At 41.1% G+C, this 22,203-nt stretch carries 27 protein-coding genes; 17 read left to right on the forward strand and 10 right to left on the reverse strand.

The features are described from left to right. The first annotated feature begins 67 nt into the window (after positions 1 to 67). Entirely contained in the window at positions 68 to 625 is a 558-nt protein-coding gene (locus HMPREF1019_RS07415; RefSeq protein ID WP_009295088.1) for a manganese efflux pump MntP, read from the forward strand. On the opposite strand, the gene HMPREF1019_RS07420 is transcribed toward HMPREF1019_RS07415, so the two are convergent. Then, on the reverse strand, positions 622 to 1,380 hold the full coding sequence (locus tag HMPREF1019_RS07420) for an exodeoxyribonuclease III (protein WP_009295089.1): 759 nt from the start codon (positions 1,378 to 1,380) through the stop codon (positions 622 to 624). The two genes, HMPREF1019_RS07415 and HMPREF1019_RS07420, sit on opposite strands and share 4 nt — an antisense overlap. 53 nt (positions 1,381 to 1,433) lie before the next feature. Between HMPREF1019_RS07420 and HMPREF1019_RS07425 the strand changes: the two genes are divergently transcribed. After that, positions 1,434 to 1,799: a diacylglycerol kinase gene (locus HMPREF1019_RS07425; protein ID WP_009295090.1), complete on the forward strand. Its 366-nt coding sequence runs from the start codon at positions 1,434 to 1,436 to the stop codon at positions 1,797 to 1,799. 1 nt (position 1,800) lies between these two features. After that, entirely contained in the window at positions 1,801 to 2,028 is a 228-nt protein-coding gene (locus HMPREF1019_RS07430) for a replication/maintenance protein RepL (RefSeq protein WP_009295091.1), read from the forward strand. Between the two features lie 29 nt (positions 2,029 to 2,057). Here HMPREF1019_RS07430 and HMPREF1019_RS07435 read toward each other — a convergent pair whose 3' ends face one another. The 4 genes from HMPREF1019_RS07435 to rpsT all read right to left on the reverse strand — a co-directional run bounded on the left by HMPREF1019_RS07435 (position 2,058) and on the right by rpsT (position 6,066). Further along, entirely contained in the window at positions 2,058 to 3,623 is a 1,566-nt protein-coding gene (locus HMPREF1019_RS07435) for a flavocytochrome c (protein WP_009295092.1), read from the reverse strand. A 360-nt stretch (positions 3,624 to 3,983) separates the two neighbouring features. After that, positions 3,984 to 4,403, reverse strand: coding sequence for a TOBE domain-containing protein (locus HMPREF1019_RS07440; RefSeq protein ID WP_009295093.1), 420 nt, complete (start codon positions 4,401 to 4,403; stop codon positions 3,984 to 3,986). A 311-nt stretch (positions 4,404 to 4,714) separates the two neighbouring features. Continuing rightward, positions 4,715 to 5,782, reverse strand: a complete 1,068-nt coding sequence (gene prfA, locus HMPREF1019_RS07445) for a peptide chain release factor 1 (RefSeq protein ID WP_004317452.1) — start codon at positions 5,780 to 5,782, stop codon at positions 4,715 to 4,717. 14 nt (positions 5,783 to 5,796) lie between these two features. Further along, a complete protein-coding gene (gene rpsT, locus HMPREF1019_RS07450) occupies positions 5,797 to 6,066 on the reverse strand; it encodes a 30S ribosomal protein S20 (protein ID WP_009295094.1) in 270 nt (89 codons plus the stop codon). A 157-nt stretch (positions 6,067 to 6,223) separates the two neighbouring features. On the opposite strand from rpsT, the gene glmM reads away from it, so the two are divergent. The 6 genes from glmM (at position 6,224) to HMPREF1019_RS07480 (ending at position 10,916) form a co-directional block, all read left to right on the forward strand. Further along, positions 6,224 to 7,564, forward strand: a complete 1,341-nt coding sequence (gene glmM, locus HMPREF1019_RS07455) for a phosphoglucosamine mutase (protein WP_009295095.1) — start codon at positions 6,224 to 6,226, stop codon at positions 7,562 to 7,564. Beyond that, complete coding sequence (gene lspA, locus HMPREF1019_RS07460; RefSeq protein ID WP_009295096.1) at positions 7,557 to 8,009, forward strand: signal peptidase II; 453 nt, start codon at positions 7,557 to 7,559, stop codon at positions 8,007 to 8,009. The genes glmM and lspA overlap by 8 nt, the downstream gene beginning before the upstream one ends. Next, positions 7,999 to 8,361, forward strand: coding sequence for an NINE protein (locus HMPREF1019_RS07465; RefSeq protein WP_009295097.1), 363 nt, complete (start codon positions 7,999 to 8,001; stop codon positions 8,359 to 8,361). The genes lspA and HMPREF1019_RS07465 overlap by 11 nt, the downstream gene beginning before the upstream one ends. 9 nt (positions 8,362 to 8,370) lie before the next feature. Continuing rightward, the gene (locus tag HMPREF1019_RS07470; RefSeq protein WP_004317437.1) at positions 8,371 to 8,805 is read left to right on the forward strand and encodes a CopD family protein; all 435 of its coding nucleotides are present in this window, start codon (positions 8,371 to 8,373) and stop codon (positions 8,803 to 8,805) included. 9 nt (positions 8,806 to 8,814) lie between these two features. Further along, positions 8,815 to 9,360, forward strand: coding sequence for a hypothetical protein (locus HMPREF1019_RS07475; protein WP_009295098.1), 546 nt, complete (start codon positions 8,815 to 8,817; stop codon positions 9,358 to 9,360). 116 nt (positions 9,361 to 9,476) lie between these two features. After that, positions 9,477 to 10,916, forward strand: coding sequence for an acetyl-CoA carboxylase subunit A (locus HMPREF1019_RS07480; RefSeq protein WP_004317286.1), 1,440 nt, complete (start codon positions 9,477 to 9,479; stop codon positions 10,914 to 10,916). Positions 10,917 to 10,957: 41 nt separating this feature from the next. On the opposite strand, the gene HMPREF1019_RS07485 is transcribed toward HMPREF1019_RS07480, so the two are convergent. Next, positions 10,958 to 11,887 (reverse strand): outer membrane protein assembly factor BamB family protein, encoded by a 930-nt coding sequence (locus HMPREF1019_RS07485; RefSeq protein ID WP_009295099.1) that lies wholly within the window; start codon positions 11,885 to 11,887, stop codon positions 10,958 to 10,960. A 99-nt stretch (positions 11,888 to 11,986) separates the two neighbouring features. On the opposite strand from HMPREF1019_RS07485, the gene HMPREF1019_RS10400 reads away from it, so the two are divergent. The 4 genes from HMPREF1019_RS10400 (at position 11,987) to HMPREF1019_RS10130 (ending at position 14,709) form a co-directional block, all read left to right on the forward strand. Further along, positions 11,987 to 12,130 carry a hypothetical protein gene (locus HMPREF1019_RS10400; protein ID WP_009295100.1) on the forward strand — a complete coding sequence of 48 codons (144 nt, stop codon included), beginning with the start codon at positions 11,987 to 11,989 and terminating at the stop codon, positions 12,128 to 12,130. Further along, positions 12,103 to 12,561 (forward strand): SMI1/KNR4 family protein, encoded by a 459-nt coding sequence (locus HMPREF1019_RS07490; protein WP_009295101.1) that lies wholly within the window; start codon positions 12,103 to 12,105, stop codon positions 12,559 to 12,561. The genes HMPREF1019_RS10400 and HMPREF1019_RS07490 overlap by 28 nt, the downstream gene beginning before the upstream one ends. Before the next feature lie 129 nt (positions 12,562 to 12,690). Further along, a complete protein-coding gene (gene gdhA / locus HMPREF1019_RS07495; protein WP_009295102.1) occupies positions 12,691 to 14,049 on the forward strand; it encodes an NADP-specific glutamate dehydrogenase in 1,359 nt (452 codons plus the stop codon). Positions 14,050 to 14,373: 324 nt separating this feature from the next. Then, complete coding sequence (locus HMPREF1019_RS10130) at positions 14,374 to 14,709, forward strand: hypothetical protein (RefSeq protein WP_050805238.1); 336 nt, start codon at positions 14,374 to 14,376, stop codon at positions 14,707 to 14,709. A 775-nt stretch (positions 14,710 to 15,484) separates the two neighbouring features. Here HMPREF1019_RS10130 and infC read toward each other — a convergent pair. From infC to HMPREF1019_RS07520, 3 genes are all read right to left on the reverse strand, one after another. Then, complete coding sequence (gene infC / locus HMPREF1019_RS07510) at positions 15,485 to 16,003, reverse strand: translation initiation factor IF-3 (RefSeq protein WP_009295104.1); 519 nt, start codon at positions 16,001 to 16,003, stop codon at positions 15,485 to 15,487. Beyond that, a complete protein-coding gene (gene thrS / locus HMPREF1019_RS07515) occupies positions 16,000 to 17,820 on the reverse strand; it encodes a threonine--tRNA ligase (RefSeq protein WP_009295105.1) in 1,821 nt (606 codons plus the stop codon). The genes infC and thrS overlap by 4 nt, the downstream gene beginning before the upstream one ends. Positions 17,821 to 18,161: 341 nt before the next feature. Further along, on the reverse strand, positions 18,162 to 18,737 hold the full coding sequence (locus HMPREF1019_RS07520) for a YbaK/EbsC family protein (protein WP_009295106.1): 576 nt from the start codon (positions 18,735 to 18,737) through the stop codon (positions 18,162 to 18,164). A 63-nt stretch (positions 18,738 to 18,800) separates the two neighbouring features. Between HMPREF1019_RS07520 and ung the strand changes: the two genes are divergently transcribed. Then, positions 18,801 to 19,493, forward strand: a complete 693-nt coding sequence (ung, locus tag HMPREF1019_RS07525) for a uracil-DNA glycosylase (protein ID WP_009295107.1) — start codon at positions 18,801 to 18,803, stop codon at positions 19,491 to 19,493. Position 19,494: 1 nt separating this feature from the next. On the opposite strand, the gene HMPREF1019_RS07530 is transcribed toward ung, so the two are convergent. Beyond that, positions 19,495 to 19,788 (reverse strand): hypothetical protein, encoded by a 294-nt coding sequence (locus HMPREF1019_RS07530; protein ID WP_009295108.1) that lies wholly within the window; start codon positions 19,786 to 19,788, stop codon positions 19,495 to 19,497. A gap of 79 nt (positions 19,789 to 19,867) precedes the next feature. Here HMPREF1019_RS07530 and HMPREF1019_RS07535 point away from each other — a divergent pair, with 79 nt between their 5' ends. From HMPREF1019_RS07535 to HMPREF1019_RS07545, 3 genes are read left to right on the forward strand one after another with little or no spacing between them, the layout of a single operon-like run. Further along, positions 19,868 to 20,398: a pyridoxamine 5'-phosphate oxidase family protein gene (locus HMPREF1019_RS07535; RefSeq protein ID WP_009295109.1), complete on the forward strand. Its 531-nt coding sequence runs from the start codon at positions 19,868 to 19,870 to the stop codon at positions 20,396 to 20,398. Between the two features lie 20 nt (positions 20,399 to 20,418). After that, positions 20,419 to 21,585, forward strand: a complete 1,167-nt coding sequence (locus HMPREF1019_RS07540) for a replication-associated recombination protein A (protein ID WP_232210188.1) — start codon at positions 20,419 to 20,421, stop codon at positions 21,583 to 21,585. 42 nt (positions 21,586 to 21,627) lie between these two features. Beyond that, entirely contained in the window at positions 21,628 to 22,143 is a 516-nt protein-coding gene (locus HMPREF1019_RS07545; RefSeq protein WP_009295111.1) for a hypothetical protein, read from the forward strand. The last annotated feature ends 60 nt before the right edge of the window (positions 22,144 to 22,203 follow it).

Below are 22,203 nucleotides of genomic sequence, written 5' to 3' on the forward strand. Positions count from 1 at the left end.
TATCTAAACGCTTAAAATAAATTTAATATTTTTGCACTAAAATTTGCTCTTTTTTTAAAGGGAATTTATGCAGCTTTTACTTCTTAGCTTCGCTCTTAGCATGGATAGCGCAGCTCTAAATATGGCAAACGGCGCAAGGTATAAAAGCCTTGGCTTTGGCAAAATTTTATTTATCGCTTTTATGCTTGGCTTTTTTCAGTTTCTCATGCCGCTTCTTGGCTATTTTCTGGGCATTAGCTTTGCTAAATTTATAAGCTCCATTGATCACTTCATCGCATTTTTTATACTTTGTTTTCTTGGCTTTAAAATGCTAAAAGAGGCCTGTAGCAGCGAGGTTGGCGAGTCATTAAGCATGGATATTAAGACTATTTTTGTGGGTGCATTTGCCACGAGTATCGACGCACTCGCCGTTGGTGTCACGCTTAGCTTTGAAGCGGTTAGTATATTTAAAAGTGCGCTCATCATCGGCGTAGTCTGCTTCGTGCTAAGCCTAGCCGCCTTTTACATCGGTAAATTTATGGGTGAAATTTTAGAGAAAAAGGCACTTTTTTTAGGCGGAGCGATACTTATATTTCTAGGCTTTAAAATCCTCATCACCCACCTGCTTGAAGAGGGCGTGCTCTAAATTTCTATCTCTATGCCAACTGGGCAGTGGTCGCTACCAGCGATCTCTGGCAAGATAAAGGCGTCTTTTAGCCTATCTTTTAGCCCCTGTGAAATGAAGAAATAATCAATCCTCCAGCCGACGTTTTTCGCCCTTGCGTTAAAGCGGTAGCTCCACCACGAGTAGGCGTCCGCAACGTCGCCATTTACGGCTCTAAAGGTATCTATAAAGCCACTTTTTAGCACCTCATCTATCCACGCGCGCTCGATAGGCAAAAAGCCTGAAGTTTTGGCATTTGCCTTTGGATTTTTCAGGTCGATCTCGCGGTGAGCGGTATTTACATCGCCGCAAAATATCACCTCTTTGCCGCTTCTTACAAGCTCTTTACAGTAAGCTAGAAATTTCTCGTAAAAGTCCATCTTGTAAGCTAGTCTCTCGTCGTCCTTTTGGCCGTTTGGAAAGTAGATGTTAAAAAGCACGATATCATCAAATTTATGCTCCAAAACTCGCCCCTCTGTGTCGTCAAAAAAAGCCGCCTTTTGCGTTTGCACGTCAAATTTAGCAAGGCTCATCACACCAGAGTAGCCAGCCCTTGCGCCTGAATTTACACTGATATCTTTAAAGCCAAGGTTGTAAATTTCTTTTGGCACGTCATCCTCTTTGACCTTGATCTCTTGCAGTCCCAAAAAATCAGGCCTAACCTCATCAAGCCAACTAAAGCCATCTTTTGCCACAACTGCGCGCAGCCCATTTACGTTCCAGCTAATAAGTTTCAAATTTCATCCTTTTTTTAATTATAATTATGCCAAAAATCACAAAAAGGAAAGTTATGAGAAACCAGCCAGAGTATAAATTTTTAAAAAATTTTGGCTACGCAAGAGAGGGTTTTGCTGAAATTTTTAAAAACGAAAAGAGCTTTCGCATAGAAATTTGCATATTTTTGATAGCTACGATATCGCTATTTTTTTGGAAATTTGATCTTATTTTTAACCTATTTTTGATCTTTAGCATGGCATTTGTGCTAGTTTGCGAGTGCTTAAACTCAGGTCTAGAGCGAGTGACTGATCTTGCAAGCCCAGACTATCACGCCCTAGCAAAGGCGGCAAAGGACGCTGGAAGTGCGGCCGTGATGATCGCAAATTTCTTATGTGGCGCGCTTTGGTGCGTAGCTGTGTGTTATAAAATTTGGGGCTAGCGTGAAAGAGCAAATTTACAAAGCGCTTCTTGGCGAGAAAAAGGTAGAGATCATAAATTTACTTTGCGAGCTAAGCGATGAAAATGGCTTTATCATGCTTAAAATTTCAGACATTTGCGAAAAGCTAAATGTTAGCAAACCAACCGTGATAAGCACGTTTAAGCTACTTGAAGAGAAGAAAATTTTCGAGCGAGTAAAAAACGGGGTTTATAGATTTAAAAATTTATAGTGGCAAGCAAATGCCTGCCACTAGTAGTTTTAGCCGATAGTCTCAGCAGCGATCATGCCAAATGTCAAGCAATCAGTAATAGCCACTGATCCTAGACGGCTGGCTCCGTGAACGCCACCTGTGATCTCGCCAGCTGCATATAAATTTGGTATAGGCATAGCTGTTTGAGAGTTCATGACTTGGGCTTTTGTGTTGATATTTAGGCCGCCCATTGTGTGGTGAACTTTTGGCGTGCCACGCTCTGCGTAAAATGGCGGAACTGAGATATCAATGCCCTTTGTCGTAGTCGCAACAACTGGCTTACCAAAGTCCTCATCAACGCCTTTTTTGACAAATTCGTTGTATCTTGCGACCGTTTTTTTGAGCTCATCAACTGGGATCTTATACTCAGCTGCCAAAGCATCAAGTGTGTCAAATTTCTTGCAAATTCCAGCTGCGATAGCCTTTTCATAGTGAGCTGGGAGCATGTGAGGAAGAGCTCTTGAGTCGCAGAAGTTGATAGGGAAGTTTTTATCATCTTCGCCTTTTTCGTGGATGACTTTAAACATCGCTTCAGTTCTTGTCCTGCGGTCAGCTAGCTCGTTCATGTAGCGTTTGCCAGTTCTTGGATTGACTGAAATTCCAAACGGAAAAGCGCCATTTACGTTAAACATCGATCCCACGCCAAAGCCTGTCTCATCGGCACATCCCCAAGGGCCATACTGGATCCAGCTTGGCTGAACTGGATAAGCGCCCGCTCTAAATGCCGCTAAAAGCGCGCCAGCTGTTGAGCCTGGTTGGTTTGTTGAGTCTGTCTCAGGTGTGATCCTTGGATCTTGAAGGCGTCTAAAAATTTTATCTCTACAAAAGCCACCAGCTGCTAGTACAACGCCCTTTTTAGCTTTTATATATTTTGTATCGCCGCCTTTGTTTTCGACGTCGTCACTCATCAAATTGCCATCAAATTTGTAGTTTTCTCTAACGATGACGCCCACAACTGCACCCTTGTCATCAAAGACAAAATCATCAAATTTTGTCCTTTTTTTGATCGATGCGCCTTCTAACTTTTCAAATGTCGCAGTCATAGGAAGCACGATGCCAGCGCCGCTGCCGACCTCTGTTTGAAGGCTTCTTGGCACTGAGTGACCACCTGCGTGAGTGATCTGATCGATATATTTTGCACCACAATCAAGTGTGAGTTTGTAAGCATCTTGCGCTCTCTCGCCGATCTTTGCCAAAAGATCAACGTGGTTGATGCCGCGACCTGCTTTCAAGCAGTCTTTGATAAATAGCTCTGTGCTATCTTTTATGCCAGCTTTCTTTTGCATGTCGCTATTTGGAACGGCAAAAATTCCGCCGTTGATGACAGAGTTACCACCTGTGCGGCCCATCTTTTCGATCAGAACGACTTTGTTGCCTTTTTTGGCTGATGTGACACCAGCAGCAAGAGCTGCAAAGCCTGAGCCGATGATGACTACGTCATACTCTTCGTCCCATTTGACATCTTTTTCGTTCATTGGGCTGGCCATTAAATTTGTAGCGCCCATGCCAAGCGCTGTGGCTCCGATAGCGCTAAATTTCACAAAATCTCTTCTAGATAAAACTGAATTTTTCATGCTCTCTCCTTTGAAATAAGATAATTGCTATTAAGCATTATAGGGTAATTTATTAAAATTTGCAATTTAATTTTTATAATTAAATTTTTATTAAAGCTAATTACGAGTGGGGCGTAGTTTGGTAATATTTAACGGGGTTATATTCATTCAAATTTGACTTTATATTTACGCTATATAGGCAATTAAAGTAAATTTAGTATAAAATTTGGAGATTTTATTTTTAAATTTACAAAAAATAAGTATTAATTAAATTTTGTATTTTGAAAAATTTATGAGAAATTTTAGGATTTGATTTTAGATATTTACTTAAGTTTAGAAATTAATTTAACTAGAGGATCGGAGCAAATTTGCCCCGAGAAATTATTTAACACCAACTATGATTTGAGTTGCTTTGATGATAGCAGTTACTTTGTCGCCTGCTTTTAAAGCTAAGTTATGAACTGACTCTCTTGTGATGATAGCTGAAATTTTGCTGCCATTTGCGTCGATGATAACCTCAGCATTTACAGCGCCGTCTTTTATCTCGCTAACGACGCCTTTGATTTGATTTGTTGCGCTAAGCTTGATGCTATCGTCTTTTGAAACGATAACGCTTGAAGCTTTGAATAAAAATATAGCTTTTTTGCCAACTTTAAGATCAAGAGCTTTCTCACTATCAACTGTAATAGTTGCTTTTAGTACTTCACCACCTGCTAGTTTGCCAGCTATTAGCGAATTTACCGCACCTGTTCTTACTTCTGATATCTCAACATTTAGTTGATTTCTTGCACTTAGTGACATATTTTCTCCTTATTTTGATTTAATGTTTGGGTATTATAGAGTATTATTATTAATGCGAACTTATGATCAATCAATAAAATTTTTTAATATCACAAGTAAAGATTTATAATTTACCAAAGCCCAAAATATCGCATTAAATGAACTAAAATCTAAAAATTTAATTTAAATTATTTTTGAAAAATATATGAATAAATATTATTTTTTATTATAAAACAGACAAAATAAGATCGTTTCAAGATCAGATGATTTTAGATCTTAGTTTGTAGATTTTTGATTTTTAATGACTTGTTGAGAATTTATAAATTTTGCGCTTAAATGCCAGCTTCAAGCATCGCTTCTGCTTGATAGTGAGTGATAAGCGGCTCGATGATCTCGTCAAATAATCCTGCAGCCATGATCGCATCAAGGCGGTAAAGTGTTAAATTTATGCGGTGATCGCTTATGCGGTTTTGCGGATAGTTATAAGTTCTTATCCTGCCTGAGCGGTCTCCAGTGCCGACTTGACTCTTGCGCTCGCTAGTCTCTTTAGCAAGTCTCTCTTGCTCTTGCATCTCGTAAAGTCTAGCTTTTAGCACCTTCATCGCAGCTTCTTTGTTTTTGTGCTGGCTCTTGCCATCTTGGTTTGTGACAACAAGTCCAGTTGGTATGTGCGTGATTCTAACGGCACTATCAGTTGTATTTACTGACTGACCACCGTGACCCGAGCTTCTCATAACATCAACTCTTATATCATTTGGATTGATCTCGATCTCGCTGTCTTCAACCTCTGGCATGATAGCCACAGTCACAGCCGAGGTGTGCACCCTGCCCTGACTCTCAGTCTCTGGCACTCGCTGAACCCTATGTGTGCCACCTTCAAATTTTAGCCTAGAGTAAGCACCTTTGCCCTTTATGAGCACGATGATCTCTTTAAAGCCGCCAGTGTTGCCCTCGCTTTGGCTAACGATCTCAAATTTATATCCACGAAGCTCTGCATATCTGATGTAAGCGTTAAAAAGATCCCCAACAAATAGTGCAGCCTCGTCACCACCAGTGCCTGCGCGAATTTCTAAAAATATATTTTTATCATCGTTTGGATCTTTTGGAAGAAGTAAAATTTTAATCTCTTCTTCAAGCTTCTCTCTTGAAATTTCTAAATTTTTAAGCTCATCTTTTGCAAGTTCGCCAAGCTCAGAGTCCTCAAGTAGGGCTTTATTCTCTTCGATATCGTTTAGAATTTGTAGATATTTTTTTGCAGCAGTTGCGACTGGTTCGATGGATGATTGCTCTTTTGAGAGCTTTGTCATCTTTTCGATATCGTTTGCTATATTTGGATCGCTTAGAAGCGTAGAAATTTCATCATAGCGATCCAAAAATGGATGAAGTTTATCAGCAAACATTAAAATTTAATAGATTAAGCAGCTTTTAGAGTATTTACTAATTGAGCAAGGCGACTAACGCGACGAGCAGCAGTTTGTTTCTTCAAAAAGCCTCTACTTACGAAGCTGTGGATGCTTTTGTTAGCAACTTTTAAAGCTTCATTTGCAGCTTCAATATCTTTAGCTTCTACAGCTACACGCACTGCTTTTGTGATATTTTTAAGTCTAGTGCGGTAAAATCTGTTTCTCTCAGTTCTTTTTATAGTTTGTCTAGCTCTTTTTTCAGCAGATTTATGGTTTGCCATAATATACCTTTTTTGATAATTTTAGTCCGTGATTATATGAAAAATATATTTAATTGTAACTGAATTTAAGTCTGTTTTAAAACAAATAAAATTTTAGATTTTAAATTTGATAATTTCTGATAAAATAGCACCATTTTATAATAAAAAGGATAAATTGATGAAACTTTTTGGAACAGACGGAGTTCGTGGTAAGGCTGGCGAAAAGCTTTCAGCTCAAACATCTATGCGCCTTGCAATGGCTGCTGGAATTTACTTTAGAAAGACCTCAGCGACAAATGTGATTTTGGTTGGAAAAGATACTAGAAAAAGCGGCTATATGATAGAAACCGCCATCGTTGCAGGGCTAACTGCAGTTGGCTACAACGTCCTTCAAATAGGCCCTATGCCAACGCCTGCAATCGCATTTTTAACAGAAAATATGCGCTGTGATGCTGGCATAATGATAAGCGCCTCACACAACCCATACTACGATAACGGCATCAAATTTTTTGATAGCTTTGGCAACAAGCTTGATGAAAAAATAGAAGCTGAAATAGAGAAAATCTTCTACGACGACGAGCTCATCGCAAATGCCCAAAAAACGATGACAGAGATCGGTGCAAACAAGAGGATCGACGATGTTATCGGCAGATATATCGTGCAGATCAAAAATTCATTCCCAAAAGAGTTAAATTTAAAGAATTTACGAGTAGTTTTAGATGTGGCAAACGGAGCTGCTTACAAGGTCGCACCAACTGTATTTAGCGAGCTTGGAGCTGATGTCATCGTCATAAACAACGAGCCAAATGGTAGCAACATCAACCAAAACTGCGGCGCACTTCACCCAGAAGATCTAGCGAGCGAGGTAAAAAGGCTTCGTGCTGACATCGGCTTTGCATTTGACGGCGATGCTGATAGACTTGTCGTTGTCGATGAAAACGGCGAAGTTGTGCATGGAGATGCGATACTTGGCTCACTTGCAGCATTTTTACACGAGCAAAAGGCGCTAAAAGGTGGAGCCATCGTGGCTACGGTGATGAGTAACGCCGCACTTGATGACTATCTAAAAGCTCACAAGATCAAACTACTTCGCTCAAATGTAGGCGATAAATACGTGCTTGAGATGATGAAAGAAAATGGCATAAATTTTGGTGGCGAGCAAAGCGGCCACGTCATATTTAACGACTACGCCAAGACTGGAGACGGCCTTGTTACTTCGATGCAAGTAGTTGCTATGATGCTTAAAAAAGGCAAAAAAGCTAGTGAAATTTTTGGTGAGCTAAAGCCGTATCCTCAAATTTTGCTAAATTTAAAGATCACAGAGAAAAAGCCGCTTGATAAGATAGAGGGGCTAAAAGAGCTTGAGGCTAGCCTTGCAAAAGAGGGCATAAGATCGCTCTTTAGATACTCTGGCACTGAAAATTTGATCAGACTTTTGCTTGAGGGTAAAAATCAAACTTTAGTTGAAAAACGCATGGATGAAGTTGAGAAATTTTTTGTAAAAGCCCTAAATGCGTAAAAGCTTAGTTAAATTTTTCATCGCGTTTTTTCTCATTTTTATCGTTGATCAAGCGATAAAGATGATATTTATAGATGGTTTTTCGTGGGAGGGCGAGTTTTTCTCGCTAGTTCTTACATATAATAAGGGCGTTGCATTTTCGATGTTTGCCTTTTTAGATGAGTGGCTTAAATTTATCCAGATAGCTCTCATTTTAGGTGTTTTTGTCTATCTAGTCGTTGAAAAAAAACTGCTTTGCTCACATGCCGTTTGGCTTGGAGCTTTGCTAGGAGCTGGCAGCTCAAATATCACAGATAGATTTATCCATGGCGGCGTCGTGGATTACGTCTTTTGGCATAAGTGGTTTAACTTTGCAGTCTTTAACTTCGCTGATGTGATGATCGATCTTTGCGTCGTGATGATACTTTGGCAAAGTTTTAGAAAAAGGAGAGAGAGTGGGAAATAATATCTACGTCGCATACGCGCTTTGGCTACTTACTGGCTGGCTTGGGGTGCATAGAATTTACCTTGGTAAATTTATCACTGGCTTTTTGATGATGGGACTATTTTTCGTTGGCTACTCTACGTTTTATTTCATTATAGGCATACCATTTTTAATAATTTGGGGCATTTGGTGGCTTATCGATGCATTTTTAGTTGGCGCTTATGTTGAAAAAAATTTACAAAAAGTCGAGCTAAAAGAGAGACTAAAACTAAAAGATAAAGAGGACGACTTAAAAAGGCTTTACGAGCTTTTTGAGAGTGGTGCGATCAGCAAGGCTGAATTTGAAGCTAGAAAAGAGATACTTTTTAGATAAGGAGACGTTATGGCAGAATATTATCTTTACTTAAAATACCTCCACTATTTGTTTTTCATCTCGTGGATGGCAGTGCTGTTTTATCAGCCAAGGCTCTACGTTTATCACGTAGAAAACATGGACAAACCTGACTTTGTAAAAGTGGTTGAGGTGATGGAGTATAAGATGTATCACTATATCGGCTGGGTCGCACTCATCGGCTCATTTGTCACTGGTATATTGATACTTATTGCGATGCCTGATCTTATAAAAACTGGCCACATCCATGTCAAAATTTTAGTTGTCATCTTAATGGCTATCTATCACCTAGACCTTGGACGCTACATGAAGCAGCTCAAAGAGAAACGCTGTAACAAAAGTGGCATCTTCTTTAGAGCTTACAACGAAGTGCCAACTATTGCGATGCTCATCATCATCTGGGTAATGATAGTAAATCCATTTTAAAGGAATTTGATGAAGAAATTTTTAGCATTTATCGCTTTGCCAGCGCTCTTGCTCGCAGCTACTCAGTACTTTGAGCCGATGCAGATAAAATTTGACAACAGACTCTACTCGCTAGCAGGCTCAGCCAAACCTGTGCCAAATTTATTCACGCAGGAGTACTTACTCCCTGGCGAGAAGCTAGATAGTTTTAGCTACATGCTCTCGCTAAATACCCTTAAATTTGACGCTACGCCAGAGCAAGCGGTCGAGCAAAAGATAAATGATCTAAAAGAGCTAAAAGCAAAAGGGCTAAAAGTGGCTTATAAAAAGGGCTCGCTCGCAAATGAAATTTATCTTGATATCACGATATTTTCAAACCTAAATGGCGTGCCAACAGCCGAGCACTCGATATATCGCTACACCAAACAAGGTGGGATTTTAGTCCTTTTTACCATCCAAAGGCGTGCTTATAAAAAAGAGGGCATTCAAAGATTTGCTACAAATTTCACGATCGAGTCGCAAGACTTTAGCAAAAAAGCCCTAGCCACACCTTTCCCGCAAATCATCAGCAAATAAAGAAATTTGAGTGTAAATTTAGCCTTTGCACTCAAATTTTAAAACCAGACTTAACAAATTTATCTAAAAATAAAACGAATAGTTATATGATAAGAAAAACTCAAAAAGGATAGCCTATGATACATAAAATTCTTATCGCAAATCGTGGTGAGATCGCAGTTAGGATAGTCAGAGCTTGTAGGGATTTACACATCCAAAGCGTAGGAATTTACACAGCACCAGACAGCGAGTGCTTGCATGTAAGGATCGCTGATGAGGCCTATCAAGTGGGCGAAGATCCGATCAAGGGCTATCTTGACGCCAAAGCTATCGTAAAGCTTGCTAAAGAGTGCGGGGCTGACGCGATACACCCAGGATACGGTTTTCTAAGCGAAAACTACGAATTTGCAAAGGCGGTTGAGGATGCTGGGCTCATCTTTATCGGTCCAAAAGCTGAAGTCATCAAGAAAATGGGCGATAAAAACATCGCTAGATATCTGATGAAGAAAAACGGCATACCGATAGTGCCAGGTACCGAAAAGCTAAATGATGAGAGCATGGACGCCATAAAAGAGCACGCCAGACGCATCGGCTACCCTGTCATCTTAAAAGCAAGCGGTGGTGGTGGTGGCCGTGGTATCAGGGAGGTCTGGCAAGAAGAAGATATGCAAGATGCCTTTGAGTCGTGCACCAGAGAGGCAAAAGCATACTTTAACAACGACGAAGTTTTTATGGAGAAGCTTGTCGTCAATCCTCGCCACATAGAGTTTCAAATTTTAGGCGATAACTACGGCAACATCATCCACCTTTGCGAGCGTGACTGCTCTATCCAAAGGCGCCACCAAAAGATCATCGAGATCGCACCTTGTCCATCTATCAGTGAAAATTTAAGAAAGATCATGGGCGTGACCGCAGTGGCTGCTGCAAAGGCTGTGGGCTACTCAAACGTAGGAACGATCGAGTTTTTGCTAGATGACTACAACAACTTTTACTTCATGGAGATGAATACCCGTATCCAAGTGGAGCACGGCATCACTGAAGAGATCACAGGCCATGATCTTGTCGTTAGGCAGATAAGGATCGCAGCTGGCGAAATTTTAGAGATCGAGCAAAGCGACATCAAGCCACGCGGCTACGCGATAGAAGCAAGGATCACGGCTGAGAATGTCTGGGAAAATTTCATCCCAGCACCAGGCACGATCGAGGGCTACTACCCAGCTCTTGGCCCATCTGTGCGCGTCGATAGCCACGTATATAAAGACTACACCATACCGCCATTTTACGACTCACTTATCGCAAAACTGATCGTCAAAGCAACCGACTACGACCTTGCTGTAAATAAGCTTGAAAGAGCACTTGAAGAATTTACCATCGAGGGCGTGCGAACTATCATCCCATTTTTGCTAACGATCAGCAAAAGTAAGGAGTTTAGAAGGGGATTTTTCGATACTAGCTACGTTGAGAAAAACTTAAAAACTATCCTTGAAAACACCTATGATGATATGAACAAAGAGCCAAATGACGACCTAGAAGAGGTCATCGTAGAGGCGATAAAAAGATATAAAAAGAAGAGATAAATTTATCTCTACTGTGGCTTTGGCGATAAATTTCGCCAAGGCTAAATTCTCGCGCAAACTGCGTAAATTTTAACTCCATCATTTGCCACAGCATAGAGCCTGCCGCCGCTTACTAGCATGATCTGATCTGCGCTAAGTCTAAATTTCTCAAACTCTATCTCTTTTAATAGCAAGCCATCTTTAGCGCTTATCAAAACTGGCTTATTTTTGCGGTTTGCGAGCAAAATTTGACCATCGACCCAAACAAAATGCTCCGTGCCGCTGGTTTTAAACTTAAACATCACTTCGCCACTTTTTGCATCCACGGCGTATAGATCTCCGCCCTTGCCAGCGGTGCCAAAGTAAAGCACCCCATCATTCAGGCAAACTGGCGTGTAGAGATATGCGCCAAGCTTTAGCCGCCAGATGGTCTTGCCTATCCTTGTGCCCTGCTCTTTACGTGGCGCACTTGCGTTTAAATTTTCATCTTTTGCTTCGCTTTTGAAATCTGCGCTGTCCAAAATTTCTTTGCACTCCATCATAAATGGCGAGCTCATCCGCACGCAAAAACCATCAAATTCATACGTTTTAGCGTCGTTATATATCTCTTTTACAGGCTCCTTAGCAACGCCAAGCTCGCTCATCAGCCCGTCACTTATCTTTATAAGCTTTGCTGGGGAGTTTATATAGCCCTTGTAGTATCTAGTATTTAGCACGAAGTAGCCATTTTCTGGGTAGCAACGCGCATTACTAGCTATAAAAATTTCGCTTTGTTTGTAGGCAAGCGTTGATCTTTTATGTTCGCTAAAGTCGCGCGAAAATGTATCTAATAGCACGTAGTTTGGCGTTAGTTTTTGAGCTATCTCTAGCTCGCTAGGCACCCCAAAAGCAAAATGCACAAATGCAATGCGCCCATTCATCTCGTAAATGCCAGTTACGCCGTGTCCGCGAAACTCCACGCTAGGCATATCAAGAGGATATGATCTAACCACGCTAGCTCCTTAAATTTATGGCGATTATAACCCAAATTTAAAAGCGCGCTTGGTTAAATTTGATAAAATTTGCCAAATTTAGCAAATTTAAGGAGCGATATGTTTTTAAAACTAGACGAGATCGCTAGAAAACTAGATCAAATTTTATTGCCGCTAGAGCAAGAGGGCATGAGCGGCATGAGACTTTTGCCCCGCAAAAGGATGCTTTGGCGTTTATGCAAGCGCAAAAGAGCCTTGGCGTAAATTTCCCAGCTAAATTTACAGAGCTAATGAGCAAATTTGAGCTTGGCAATTTTGAAATTTGCAATGTCAGTTTTGGCTGTAGAGGCGACTATGCAAGCGAGCTAGTGCGCCTAAACAGCGTAGATGAGTTTGGTGGCAAATGGTGGCAAGGCGGAGCTCGTCCAGCAAATTTGATAGTTTTTGCCGTGGGAGATCCTTGGATATTTTTGCTTGATTGCACGAGTGGTGCGGTCTATGCGTGGCTGCTTGGAGATAAAAAGCTTTGCAGCAGACGCGTTGCGAGTGACTTTGAAAAATTTTTCATAGCGGTTGCCAGCACCTATATAGCAAGGCTAAATGATGAAGTCATGACATCAGCCCAGCAAATCCTAAATTTTGTCCAAGCAGACGACACAGCACTTTCTTTTTGGCAAGAGATGGCGCAAATTTAGTAAATTTTATAAATTTAGTTTCGATATGTAACACTCATTGCCCAAAATAAAAATATTAAAATATCTTTAAATAAAAATTTTTTCTAGCCGAGCTAATATTTAACTACAAAAAAAAAAAAGGAAGCAAAAATGAGCGAGTACATCGAACAAACGATGGAGTGGATAAAGAAGACCAACCCAGGTCAAGGCGTCTTTGTCCAAGCTGCGACTGAGGTTTTAAACAGCCTAGAGCCGCTTATCAAAAGAGAGAGCAAGTACCAAAAACACGCGATCCTAGAGCGCATCGTCATCCCTGAGCGCACGGTGATCTTTCGCGTGACATACACAGGCGATGATGGCAAGCCAAAGGTAAATAACGGCTACCGCGTGCAATTTAACTCAGCTGTTGGCCCATACAAAGGTGGTCTAAGGCTCCACCCAAGCGTCGATCTTGGCGTGCTAAAATTTCTTGGATTTGAGCAAATTTTCAAAAACTCGCTCACTGGCGTAAATATCGGCGGCGCAAAAGGCGGCAGCACCTTTGATCCAAAGGGCAAGAGCGAGGGCGAGATAATGCGCTTTTGCCAAGCATTTATGAGCGAGCTATATCGCCACATCGGCAACACCGTGGATGTGCCAGCAGGCGACATCGGCGTGGGCGCTAGAGAGATCGGCTATATGTTTGGCCAGTATAAAAAGCTAACTGGCAGATTTGATGGCATCCTAACTGGCAAGGGGTTAAACTGGGGCGGCAGTCTAGCGCGCACAGAGGCTACTGGATACGGACTGGTTTATTTCACTCAAAACATGCTAAAAAAAGCTGGACTTGATCTAGAGGGCAAAAAATGCAGCATCAGCGGTAGCGGAAACGTCGCCATCTACACAGTCGAAAAGCTCTATCAAGCAGGCGCACTGCCTATCACCGTCTCTGACTCAAACGGATACGTCTATGACGCTGAGGGCATCGATCTAGCGGTACTTAAAGAGCTAAAAGAAGTAAAACGCGCTCGCCTTAGCGAATACACCAAATTTAGACCAAACGCAAAATATGTAAGCGTGAGCGAATACAAAGAGGGCAGAAACGGCGTCTGGGACGTGCCATGCGACGGAGCCTTCCCGTGTGCGACACAAAATGAGCTTCACCTAGCTGACATAAAAGTGCTTTACGCAAATGGCTGCCGCTTCGTGGCTGAGGGCGCAAACATGCCAAGCACGCTTGATGCGATAAATTTCATGCTCGCGCAAAAAGACTTTCACTTTGCTCCGGCAAAAGCAGCAAACGCTGGCGGCGTAGGCACGAGCGGACTTGAGATGATGCAAAATGCTGGCATGACTTCGTGGAGCTTTGAAGAGGTCGATCGCAGACTACATGGCATCATGAATCACATCTTTGAACTAAGCTACGAAACAAGTAAAGAGTTTGGCGATGAGGGCAACTTGGTGCTTGGCTCAAATATCGCTGGCTTTAGAAAAGTGGCTGATGCGATGATAGATCAAGGATATGTGTAGGCCAATTTGGCTCTGTAAATTTACGTCCAAGTTAAATTTGGACGTAAATCAATATAAGGCTGGCTAGGGTTTTTAGCCAAAATAGAATTTGCCTTTTGCACGGCAAATTTTACTAGCAAGCCAGCAAATTTACGCAAGCTTGAAGCATTTTATGCCGTGTTTGTTTTGACAAAATTTTGCTGGCGTGGCGGATGTGGATTTGAAGCTTGGTTAAATTTCACCAAAGTGGCGAGCAGATCACTTTTTTAGAGCTTTTAATAGAAATTTTGTCAAAAGAGCTGATACGGCAGCAAATGGTGGAGTGGCAAGGTTTGAGCAGTAAAATTGAAAGCTTTTACTGTGGAGCATCCTGTGGATATTTTGCTTGATTGTACGAGTGGTGCGGTCTATGCGTGGCAGCTTAGAGATAAGAAGCTTTTTAGCAGGCGCTTTGCGAGTGATTTTGAAAAATTTTTTATAGCACTTGCAACTTTGACATACAAAATCTTACCAGAAAGCGAGCAAAACCTAAAATTTTTCAAACAGATAACAGAGCATTTTTGGCAAGAGATAGTTAAATTTTATAAATTTAAGCCACACCTAAATTTCTCTTATCAAATTTTGCTACCACATAAAACAAAAGCCGTCAAATCCTTTGCAAAAAGCATTTTAAAGCGATAAAAACTACTCGCATTTTTACAAGAAAAACCAAATTTCACTTATTAAATTTAACCAGCTATTAGGCAAAATTTAGCTCAAAGCACTCGCATAAACACTACAAATATCGATTTTACTCAAAAGAAGCTTTCATTTCTACTCTAGTATGCGGCTCTCACCCAGTCAAATTTCTGTAAAGCATCCATGCGAACGATAAAAAATCGAACAAATTCCAACAAGCAAAAATTAAAATTTTATAAATTTAAGCTATAAACAAAGAAATTTCTTGCTAAATTTAGCTCCAAATAAAATAAAAGCAGTCAAAAGATTTGCAAAGGGCACTTATTAAAGCTATATTTCTCTCGTCAAGTTCAGCAACCTATTAGATGAAATTTAGCTCACGGCACTCGCACACGCACCATAAATCTACAAACTCACAAGAAGTTCAAATTTACTCTAATAGCCTGCGTTTGCTTGGTCAAATTTCAATAAAGCACTCACGCAAGCGATGTCAAAATGATTAAATTCTGCTAAGCAAAGATTAAAATTTGCTAAATTTAAGCTACAAATAATCAATTTTCTTACCAAATTTAGCCTGCAATTAGACAAAATTTGGTTTAAAACACCCACGCAAACACTTAAATTTACAAACTCACAAGCCACATCAGCCTGGCAAACGCCCTTGCGTAAATTTAGCAGATATAAAAATGATAGAATTTTTGAAAATAGTTATTTGTGAGATTTTGTATTAAAATTTAATGCAAAAAAGAGCAAGCCCTAGCCTGCCCTTTGTGAGAATTTAACCCTTTTTTGGAGTTACAAGCATATTTACATAACGACCTTCTATTATAGGCTCTTTGTCGCGGTCAGCTTCATCTTTGATCATCTCCCAGACCTTCTCAAGCATGGCTACGCCAGCTTCTGGGGTGCTCATCTCGCGACCCTTTAAAAATACACGAAATTTAACGTGTTTGCCATCTTGCAAAAACTCGCTTGCGTGTTTAACCTTGTAGTTTATATCGTTTTGGGCGATCTTGACAGAGAGTTTTATCTCTTTTATCTCGATGGTTTTTTGCTTTTTCTTGGCCTCTTTTTGCTTTTTCTCTTGCTGATAGCGGAATTTGCCATAGTCCATTATCTTGCAAACTGGCGGCTTCGCGTCTGGCGCTATAAGCACTAGATCAAGCCCAAGCTTATTTGAGATCTCTAAAGCCTCATCTCTTGAGATGACACCGTATGCCGTGCCATCATCCCCTACACATCTTACCTCTCTCGCCCTTATGTCCTCATTGAGCAATACTTCATTTTCCTTACTCAAAAATGTACCTCACTAAGTTTCTCCTTCGTTAAATTTATAAATTCCGCCAAGCTCATATCGCTCTGCATCCTAGCCTGTCTGTCGCGCAGCGCAACGCTTTTGTTCGCTACTTCGTTGTCTCCTAGCACGACTATCATAGGCACCCTTTGTTTTTCTGCCGTTCTTATTCTCTTATTTAAACTCTCATTTTTACTTGCGATCTCGCTATCGACGTTGATCTTTCTTAGCTCGCGTGAAATCTCTTTTGCGTAGTCTAAATGCGCGTCGCTAATAGGCACGATGACGACTTGCGTAGGAGCTATGAAAAATGGTAGCTCGCCAGCAGTGTGCTCAAGTAAAATTCCTATAAATCTCTCAAAACTACCAAGCAGTGCTCTGTGAAGCATTACAGGGCGCTGTCTTTCGTTATTTGCGTCGATATAGCCTAGATCAAAGCGCTCTGGCAAGTTAAAATCGACTTGTATCGTGCCGCACTGCCACTTTCTCTTAAGCGCGTCAGTTATCTTAATGTCGATCTTTGGACCATAAAATGCGCCACCGCCCTCGTCGATGCCGTATTTAAAGCCATTTTCATCAAGGGCTTCTTTTAGCGCTTTTGTAGCAGTTTCCCAAATTTCATCGCCACCGATCGCTTTGGCTGGCTTGGTTGAAATCTCCATCTCGTAATGAAAGCCAAAATTCTCCATTATCGTGCCAGCAAATTTTAAAATTTCTAAGATATTTTCTTTGATCTGGCTTGGCATACAAAAGATATGTGAGTCATCTTGTGCAAATTCTCTAACCCTAAAAAGTCCATGAAGCACGCCGCTTTTTTCATGGCGGTGCACGACGCCATACTCGAAAAATTTAAGCGGTAAATCGCGGTAAGAGCGGATGTCACTTTGATAGACTTTGATGTGGCCAACGCAGTTCATCGGCTTGATGCCATACTCTGTCTCATCGATCGTTGTAAAGTACATATTTTCTTTGTAGTTTGCGTAGTGACCGCTTCTTCTCCACACATCAGCCTTTAAAAGCTCAGGACCTCGCACTGGCTCGTAGCCGCGGTCGCGGTGAGCTTTGTATAAGAGCTGCTCTAGTTTTGATCTTAAGCGTCCGCCATTTGGTAGCCAGATAGGCAAACCGCCGCCCACCTCTTCATCAAATGTAAATAGCTTCATCTCGACGCCAAGCTTTCTATGATCGCGCTTCTTAGCCTCTTCGATGATGCGGATGTGCTCTTTTAGGCTCTCTTTGTCTGCGTAAGCTGTGCCGTAAATTCTAGTTAGCATCTCACGGCTCTCATCGCCGCCAAGATACGCGCCAGCCACGCGTGTGAGCTTGAAGAATTTTAAAAATTTAGTATTTGGCACGTGTGGTCCGCGGCAAAGATCCTCAAAATCGCCTTGTGCGTAGCTACTCACTTCGCCATCTGGAATTCTTTTTAAGACCTCTTGTTTTAGATCGTCGTTTTTAAATTTCTCACTCATATTAGCTTTGGTTGAGCAGGTTTTAACGATGTCAAATTTCTTCTCAGCAAGCTCTTTCATCTTATCTTCGATCGCTGCTAGATCGCTCTCGCCTAGCTTCGTGCCCTCATCATCAACTCTAAAATCATAATAAAATCCATCTTCTACGTTTGGTCCGACAAAGAATTTCGCCTTTGGATAGAGTGATTTGATAGCTTGTGCCATGAGGTGTGCACATGAGTGTCTGATAACGTGTAGTGCCTCTTTTGAGTTGTCGAAATAGATAGGCTCAGCACTACTCTCACGCCCTGCGATACTTTGAGTATCGACTATTTCGCCATTTAGTTTGTATGCGATGATATCGCTCATTGTTTTTCCTTATATCAAATTGTCTTTTTTACGATAAAAGAACGATTAAGGATTTTATCGAAATGGGCTTTAAGCTAAACTTAATAATTGCTAAGCAAATTTTTATAAATTCTTTTTAAATTTAGTAAAATTTGAGCCAAAATTTTTGGATTTTAAAATATATTTTTTTACATATAAAGATAAATATCCCTAAAATATGCATATTTTATCAATATACTTTATTATATTTTAAGATTATCCTTGATAATATTTGCTCCTGAAATGAATTTAGCAATTTCTCGTCTTTGCATTACTTAAATTCATTTTTCTCCCGACAAATTTAGTGCTAGGAAGTGGTTAGCCTAGCACTTTTCTTTTGCAAATTTAACAAACACCGGTTTTACTATTCTGACGTAGTCTTTTGCGTTTAAGATGAGTGATCTATCAAGAAGCCCTGCATTAAAGGCGATCTCCTCGTTTCGCTCTAGCAAACTCTCGTCCACAACAAGGTGCAAATTTTTATGAAAGCTAAATGGCGGAACCGAGCCAAAAACGCAGTCAGCCAAGGCTGTAACCTCATCTGGGCTAGCAAGGCTTGCTTTTTTGCCGTCAAATTTTTGCGCAAGCGCGTCAAGATCAGCCTGCTCGTCAGCTGGCAAAACCGCAAGCAAGTAAATTTTACCAGCCTTCATCGCTGGCTTTTCATCATCTAGCAAGTAGCCATCTAGCACATTTTCATCTTTAAAAATTTGCCTAAATTTCTCCTCATCTACGCCCTTTATAGAGCACACCAGCGCCTTTGCACCCTGACTCATCTTTGTGCCCCTTATCTTAGCGACCTCCTCTGAAGTCCTAGCACTCTCATGCTCTATCACTCTAAATTTAGCCCCATTTTTGTTAAGAAGATCGTGGATTTTATTAAAAATTTGCTCTGACACAGCTCTTTCCTTTGGATAAATTTAGTTAAAATTATAGCGCTAAAACCAAAAAAGGGCAGGAAAATGCAGATAAATTTAGACGACGTAAAGATCGAACCAAGCTGGAAAGAGGTGCTAAAAGATGAGTTTTTGAGTGAAAATTTCGCGCGCATCAAAGAGAATTTCTTAAAAGCAAAGAGCGCTGGCGTAGTCTATCCACCAAGCGGGCTTATATTTAACGCATTTAACCTAACGCCGTTTCACGATGTCAAGGTCGTCATCCTAGGCCAAGACCCATATCACGGCGCAAATCAAGCCATGGGGCTAAGCTTTTCAGTGCCAAGTGGCGTAAGAGTGCCGCCAAGCCTTGTGAATATTTATAAAGAAATTTACGCCGATCTTGGCATAAAAGAGCCAAATAGCGGCGACCTTACAAAGTGGGCAAAGCAAGGCGTGCTGCTTCTAAACTCGACTTTAAGCGTAAGTGCTGGAGCGGCAAATTCTCACGCTAGCTTTGGCTGGCAGGGCTTTACAGACGCCGTCATAAGAAAGATAAGTGAAAATTTACAAAACGTAGTTTTTATGCTCTGGGGCAACCCAGCCAAGGCAAAAGCACCACTTATAGACGCCAGCAAGCACCTCATTTTAGAAGCAGCCCACCCAAGTCCGCTAGCTCGTGGGGCATTTTTTGGCTGCAGGCACTTTTCAAAGGCAAATATCTACCTAGCAAACCACGGCAAAACGCCCATCGAGTGGGACTTAAACGCTCAAATTTGAGCTATTTTTTAAGCTCACTAAGAAGCTTATTTACCTTTTCTAGCTCGCTTTTGCAAAATTTCTCATCGTTATTTTGCATTATCATCGCCTCTTGACCGCTTTGTCTTTGCTTAAACTCATCAAATTTAAGCTCAAAAAGCCTTAGCGCCTTCTCATCACCTGCAAGTCGTTTGCTCTCTTTGGCATAAAGCTCGTCAAGATAGAGCCTGCTTTGCTTGACATACTCCTTGCAAACCTCGCTTGCACCAAATAAATTTACGCCCAGCAAAAGGGCAAAAATTAGAGATTTTTTCATATTTTTCCTTGAAATTTTTGCGTTATACTAGCCTTTAAGCACTTAAATTTTAAAATATTTTGCAAAAAAAGGATGAAAAATGAGGCGAAAAGATAGAGAGCTTAGTCGCGATGAGGCACTTGAGATTATCGATGATTGCGAATACGCGGTGATCTCATGCGTGGATGATGAGGGAGAAATTTTTAGCGTGCCGATCTCGCCTGTTAGAGTTGGCAAGAGCATTTTTATCCACGGAGCGACCGCTGGCAGCAAGGCAAAACTGCTTCAAAATGGGCGAAAAGTGGAGTTTGTCTGCGTTAGCTTCAACAAGGTCCCACACCTAAATGATAGCGAGCTAGAAATGATAAAAGACGACGGCAAGGCGCTTGGTGGCAAGGTTTTTACGACTGAATATAAAAGCGCTATCGCAAAAACAAGAGCCTACGAAGTGAAAGATGATGTCAAAAGATATGAAATTTTAAAAATTCTCAGCCAAAAATACACCGCCTACGCGATGAGCACCTTTGACGTGGCGGCCGAGTATGGGCTAAAAAACATGAAAATTTACGAGCTAAAGATAGAGAGCCTTAGCGCAAAGGCTAAAATTTTGCCAAAAGCGGTAAAGGAGTAAATTTGAGCTCACTTGCACTGATGTTTAGACCAAAAAACTTGGATGAAATTTGCGGTCAAAAGGCGGTTAAAGCGGCATTTTTAAAATTTATAGCCACAAGCAAGATACCGCACTCCATATTTTATGGTCCAGCAGGCTGTGGCAAGACGAGCTTTGCAAGGGCTGTGGCAAGCGGGGCAAACTACGATTTTTACGAGTTTGACGGCGGAAATTTAAAGATAGATGACTTTCGCAAAATTTTAAAAAACTATGAAAACGCCCTAAACAAGCCACTCTTTTTCATAGACGAGATCCACAGGCTTAGCAAAACCCAGCAAGAAGCACTGCTCATCCCCATGGAAAACTACAAAGCCCTAGTTATCGGCGCTAGCACGGAAAATCCCTTTTTCACGCTAAGCTCAGGCATCAGGAGTCGCTCGATGCTCTTTGAGTTTAGACCGCTTAGCAGTAGCGATTTTGAGGAGCTTCTTGACAAGATAAGAGAGCAAATTTCATTTAGCATTGACGAGGAGGCAAAGGAGTATCTCTTTAAAAGTAGCGGCGGCGACGCAAGAGCTATGCTAAATTTATTAGAATTTACCGTCACGCTTGATGAAAATGTGAGCATAGAAAATTTAAAAACACTTCGCCAAAACGCCCTAAAAGAGGGGGCAAAAGAGGATGATACGCACTACGAGCTAGCAAGCGCTTTTATAAAAAGCCTACGTGGAAGCGACGAAAATGCCGTCATATACTACCTTGCAAGGCTCATAGACTCTGGCGAGAGTGCGGACTTCATCGCTAGAAGGATGGCGATATTTGCTAGCGAAGACATCGGCAACGCAAACCCAAATGCGCTAAATTTAGCCGCAAGCACGCTAAGCGTGGTAAAAGAGATAGGCTTTCCAGAGGCTAGGATCATACTGGCTCAGTGCGCCGTCTATCTGGCTAGCTCGCCAAAGTCAAACTCCAGCTACAACGCGATAAATGCCGCCCTAAGATATGTGCAAAGCGAGGAAATTTTAAAGATCCCGCCATATCTGAAAAATCACACAAAAGAGAGCAAAGACTACCTTTATCCGCATGATTTTGGCGGCTGGGTCGAGCAAAAATACCTAGAAAAACCGCTCGTTTTTTACAAAAGCAAGGGCATAGGCTTTGAAAAAACGCTAAATGAGTGGCTAGAAAAGATAAGGTCAAAGGGCTAAATTTAGGCTTTACTCTTTAAATTTAAAAGGGCTATTTTAAGGATGAACGAGCAAAATTTAACATATATCGCAAATTTAAAACTAAAAGACGTGCCATGGGATAGACTAAGCTGCAGTTACGGCACGGCGGAGCTTTTTGCGCAAATTTTAAACACACTTACAAAGGCTGTAAAAAAGAGCAAATTTGATGAAAAAGAGCTTAGCGAGCTACTTGATGAAATCTTTGGTGAGTGTGAATATCAAGAGACATTTTGGCACGCAACGCCATTTGCGCTCGTTTTTTTAGTGAGAATTTATAAAAGTACGCTAGGCGAAAAAGGCGAAGCAGCTAAATTTATCTCACGTAAGCTTGAACTCTTTTTTAAATTTATGCTTGAAATTTGCGAAAAAATAGAACAGATGGATCATGCAAAGCCGCTTACTAAAATGGAGCAAATGCTAGAGCCAAAGTATCTTGATATCGTGGATCAAGACGAGCTAAGCTATGACGATAGGCTATTTTACAGCTTTTATTACTATTCACGCATGGTTTTACAGGGCGCTTTTGTAAAAATTTAGCTAGGCCATAATTTTTTAGCTATTAATTTAAATTTTATATTTTTTCAAATATACTTCTCA

The organism is Campylobacter sp. 10_1_50 (assembly GCF_000238755.1).
Lineage (GTDB): Bacteria > Campylobacterota > Campylobacteria > Campylobacterales > Campylobacteraceae > Campylobacter_A > Campylobacter_A concisus_R.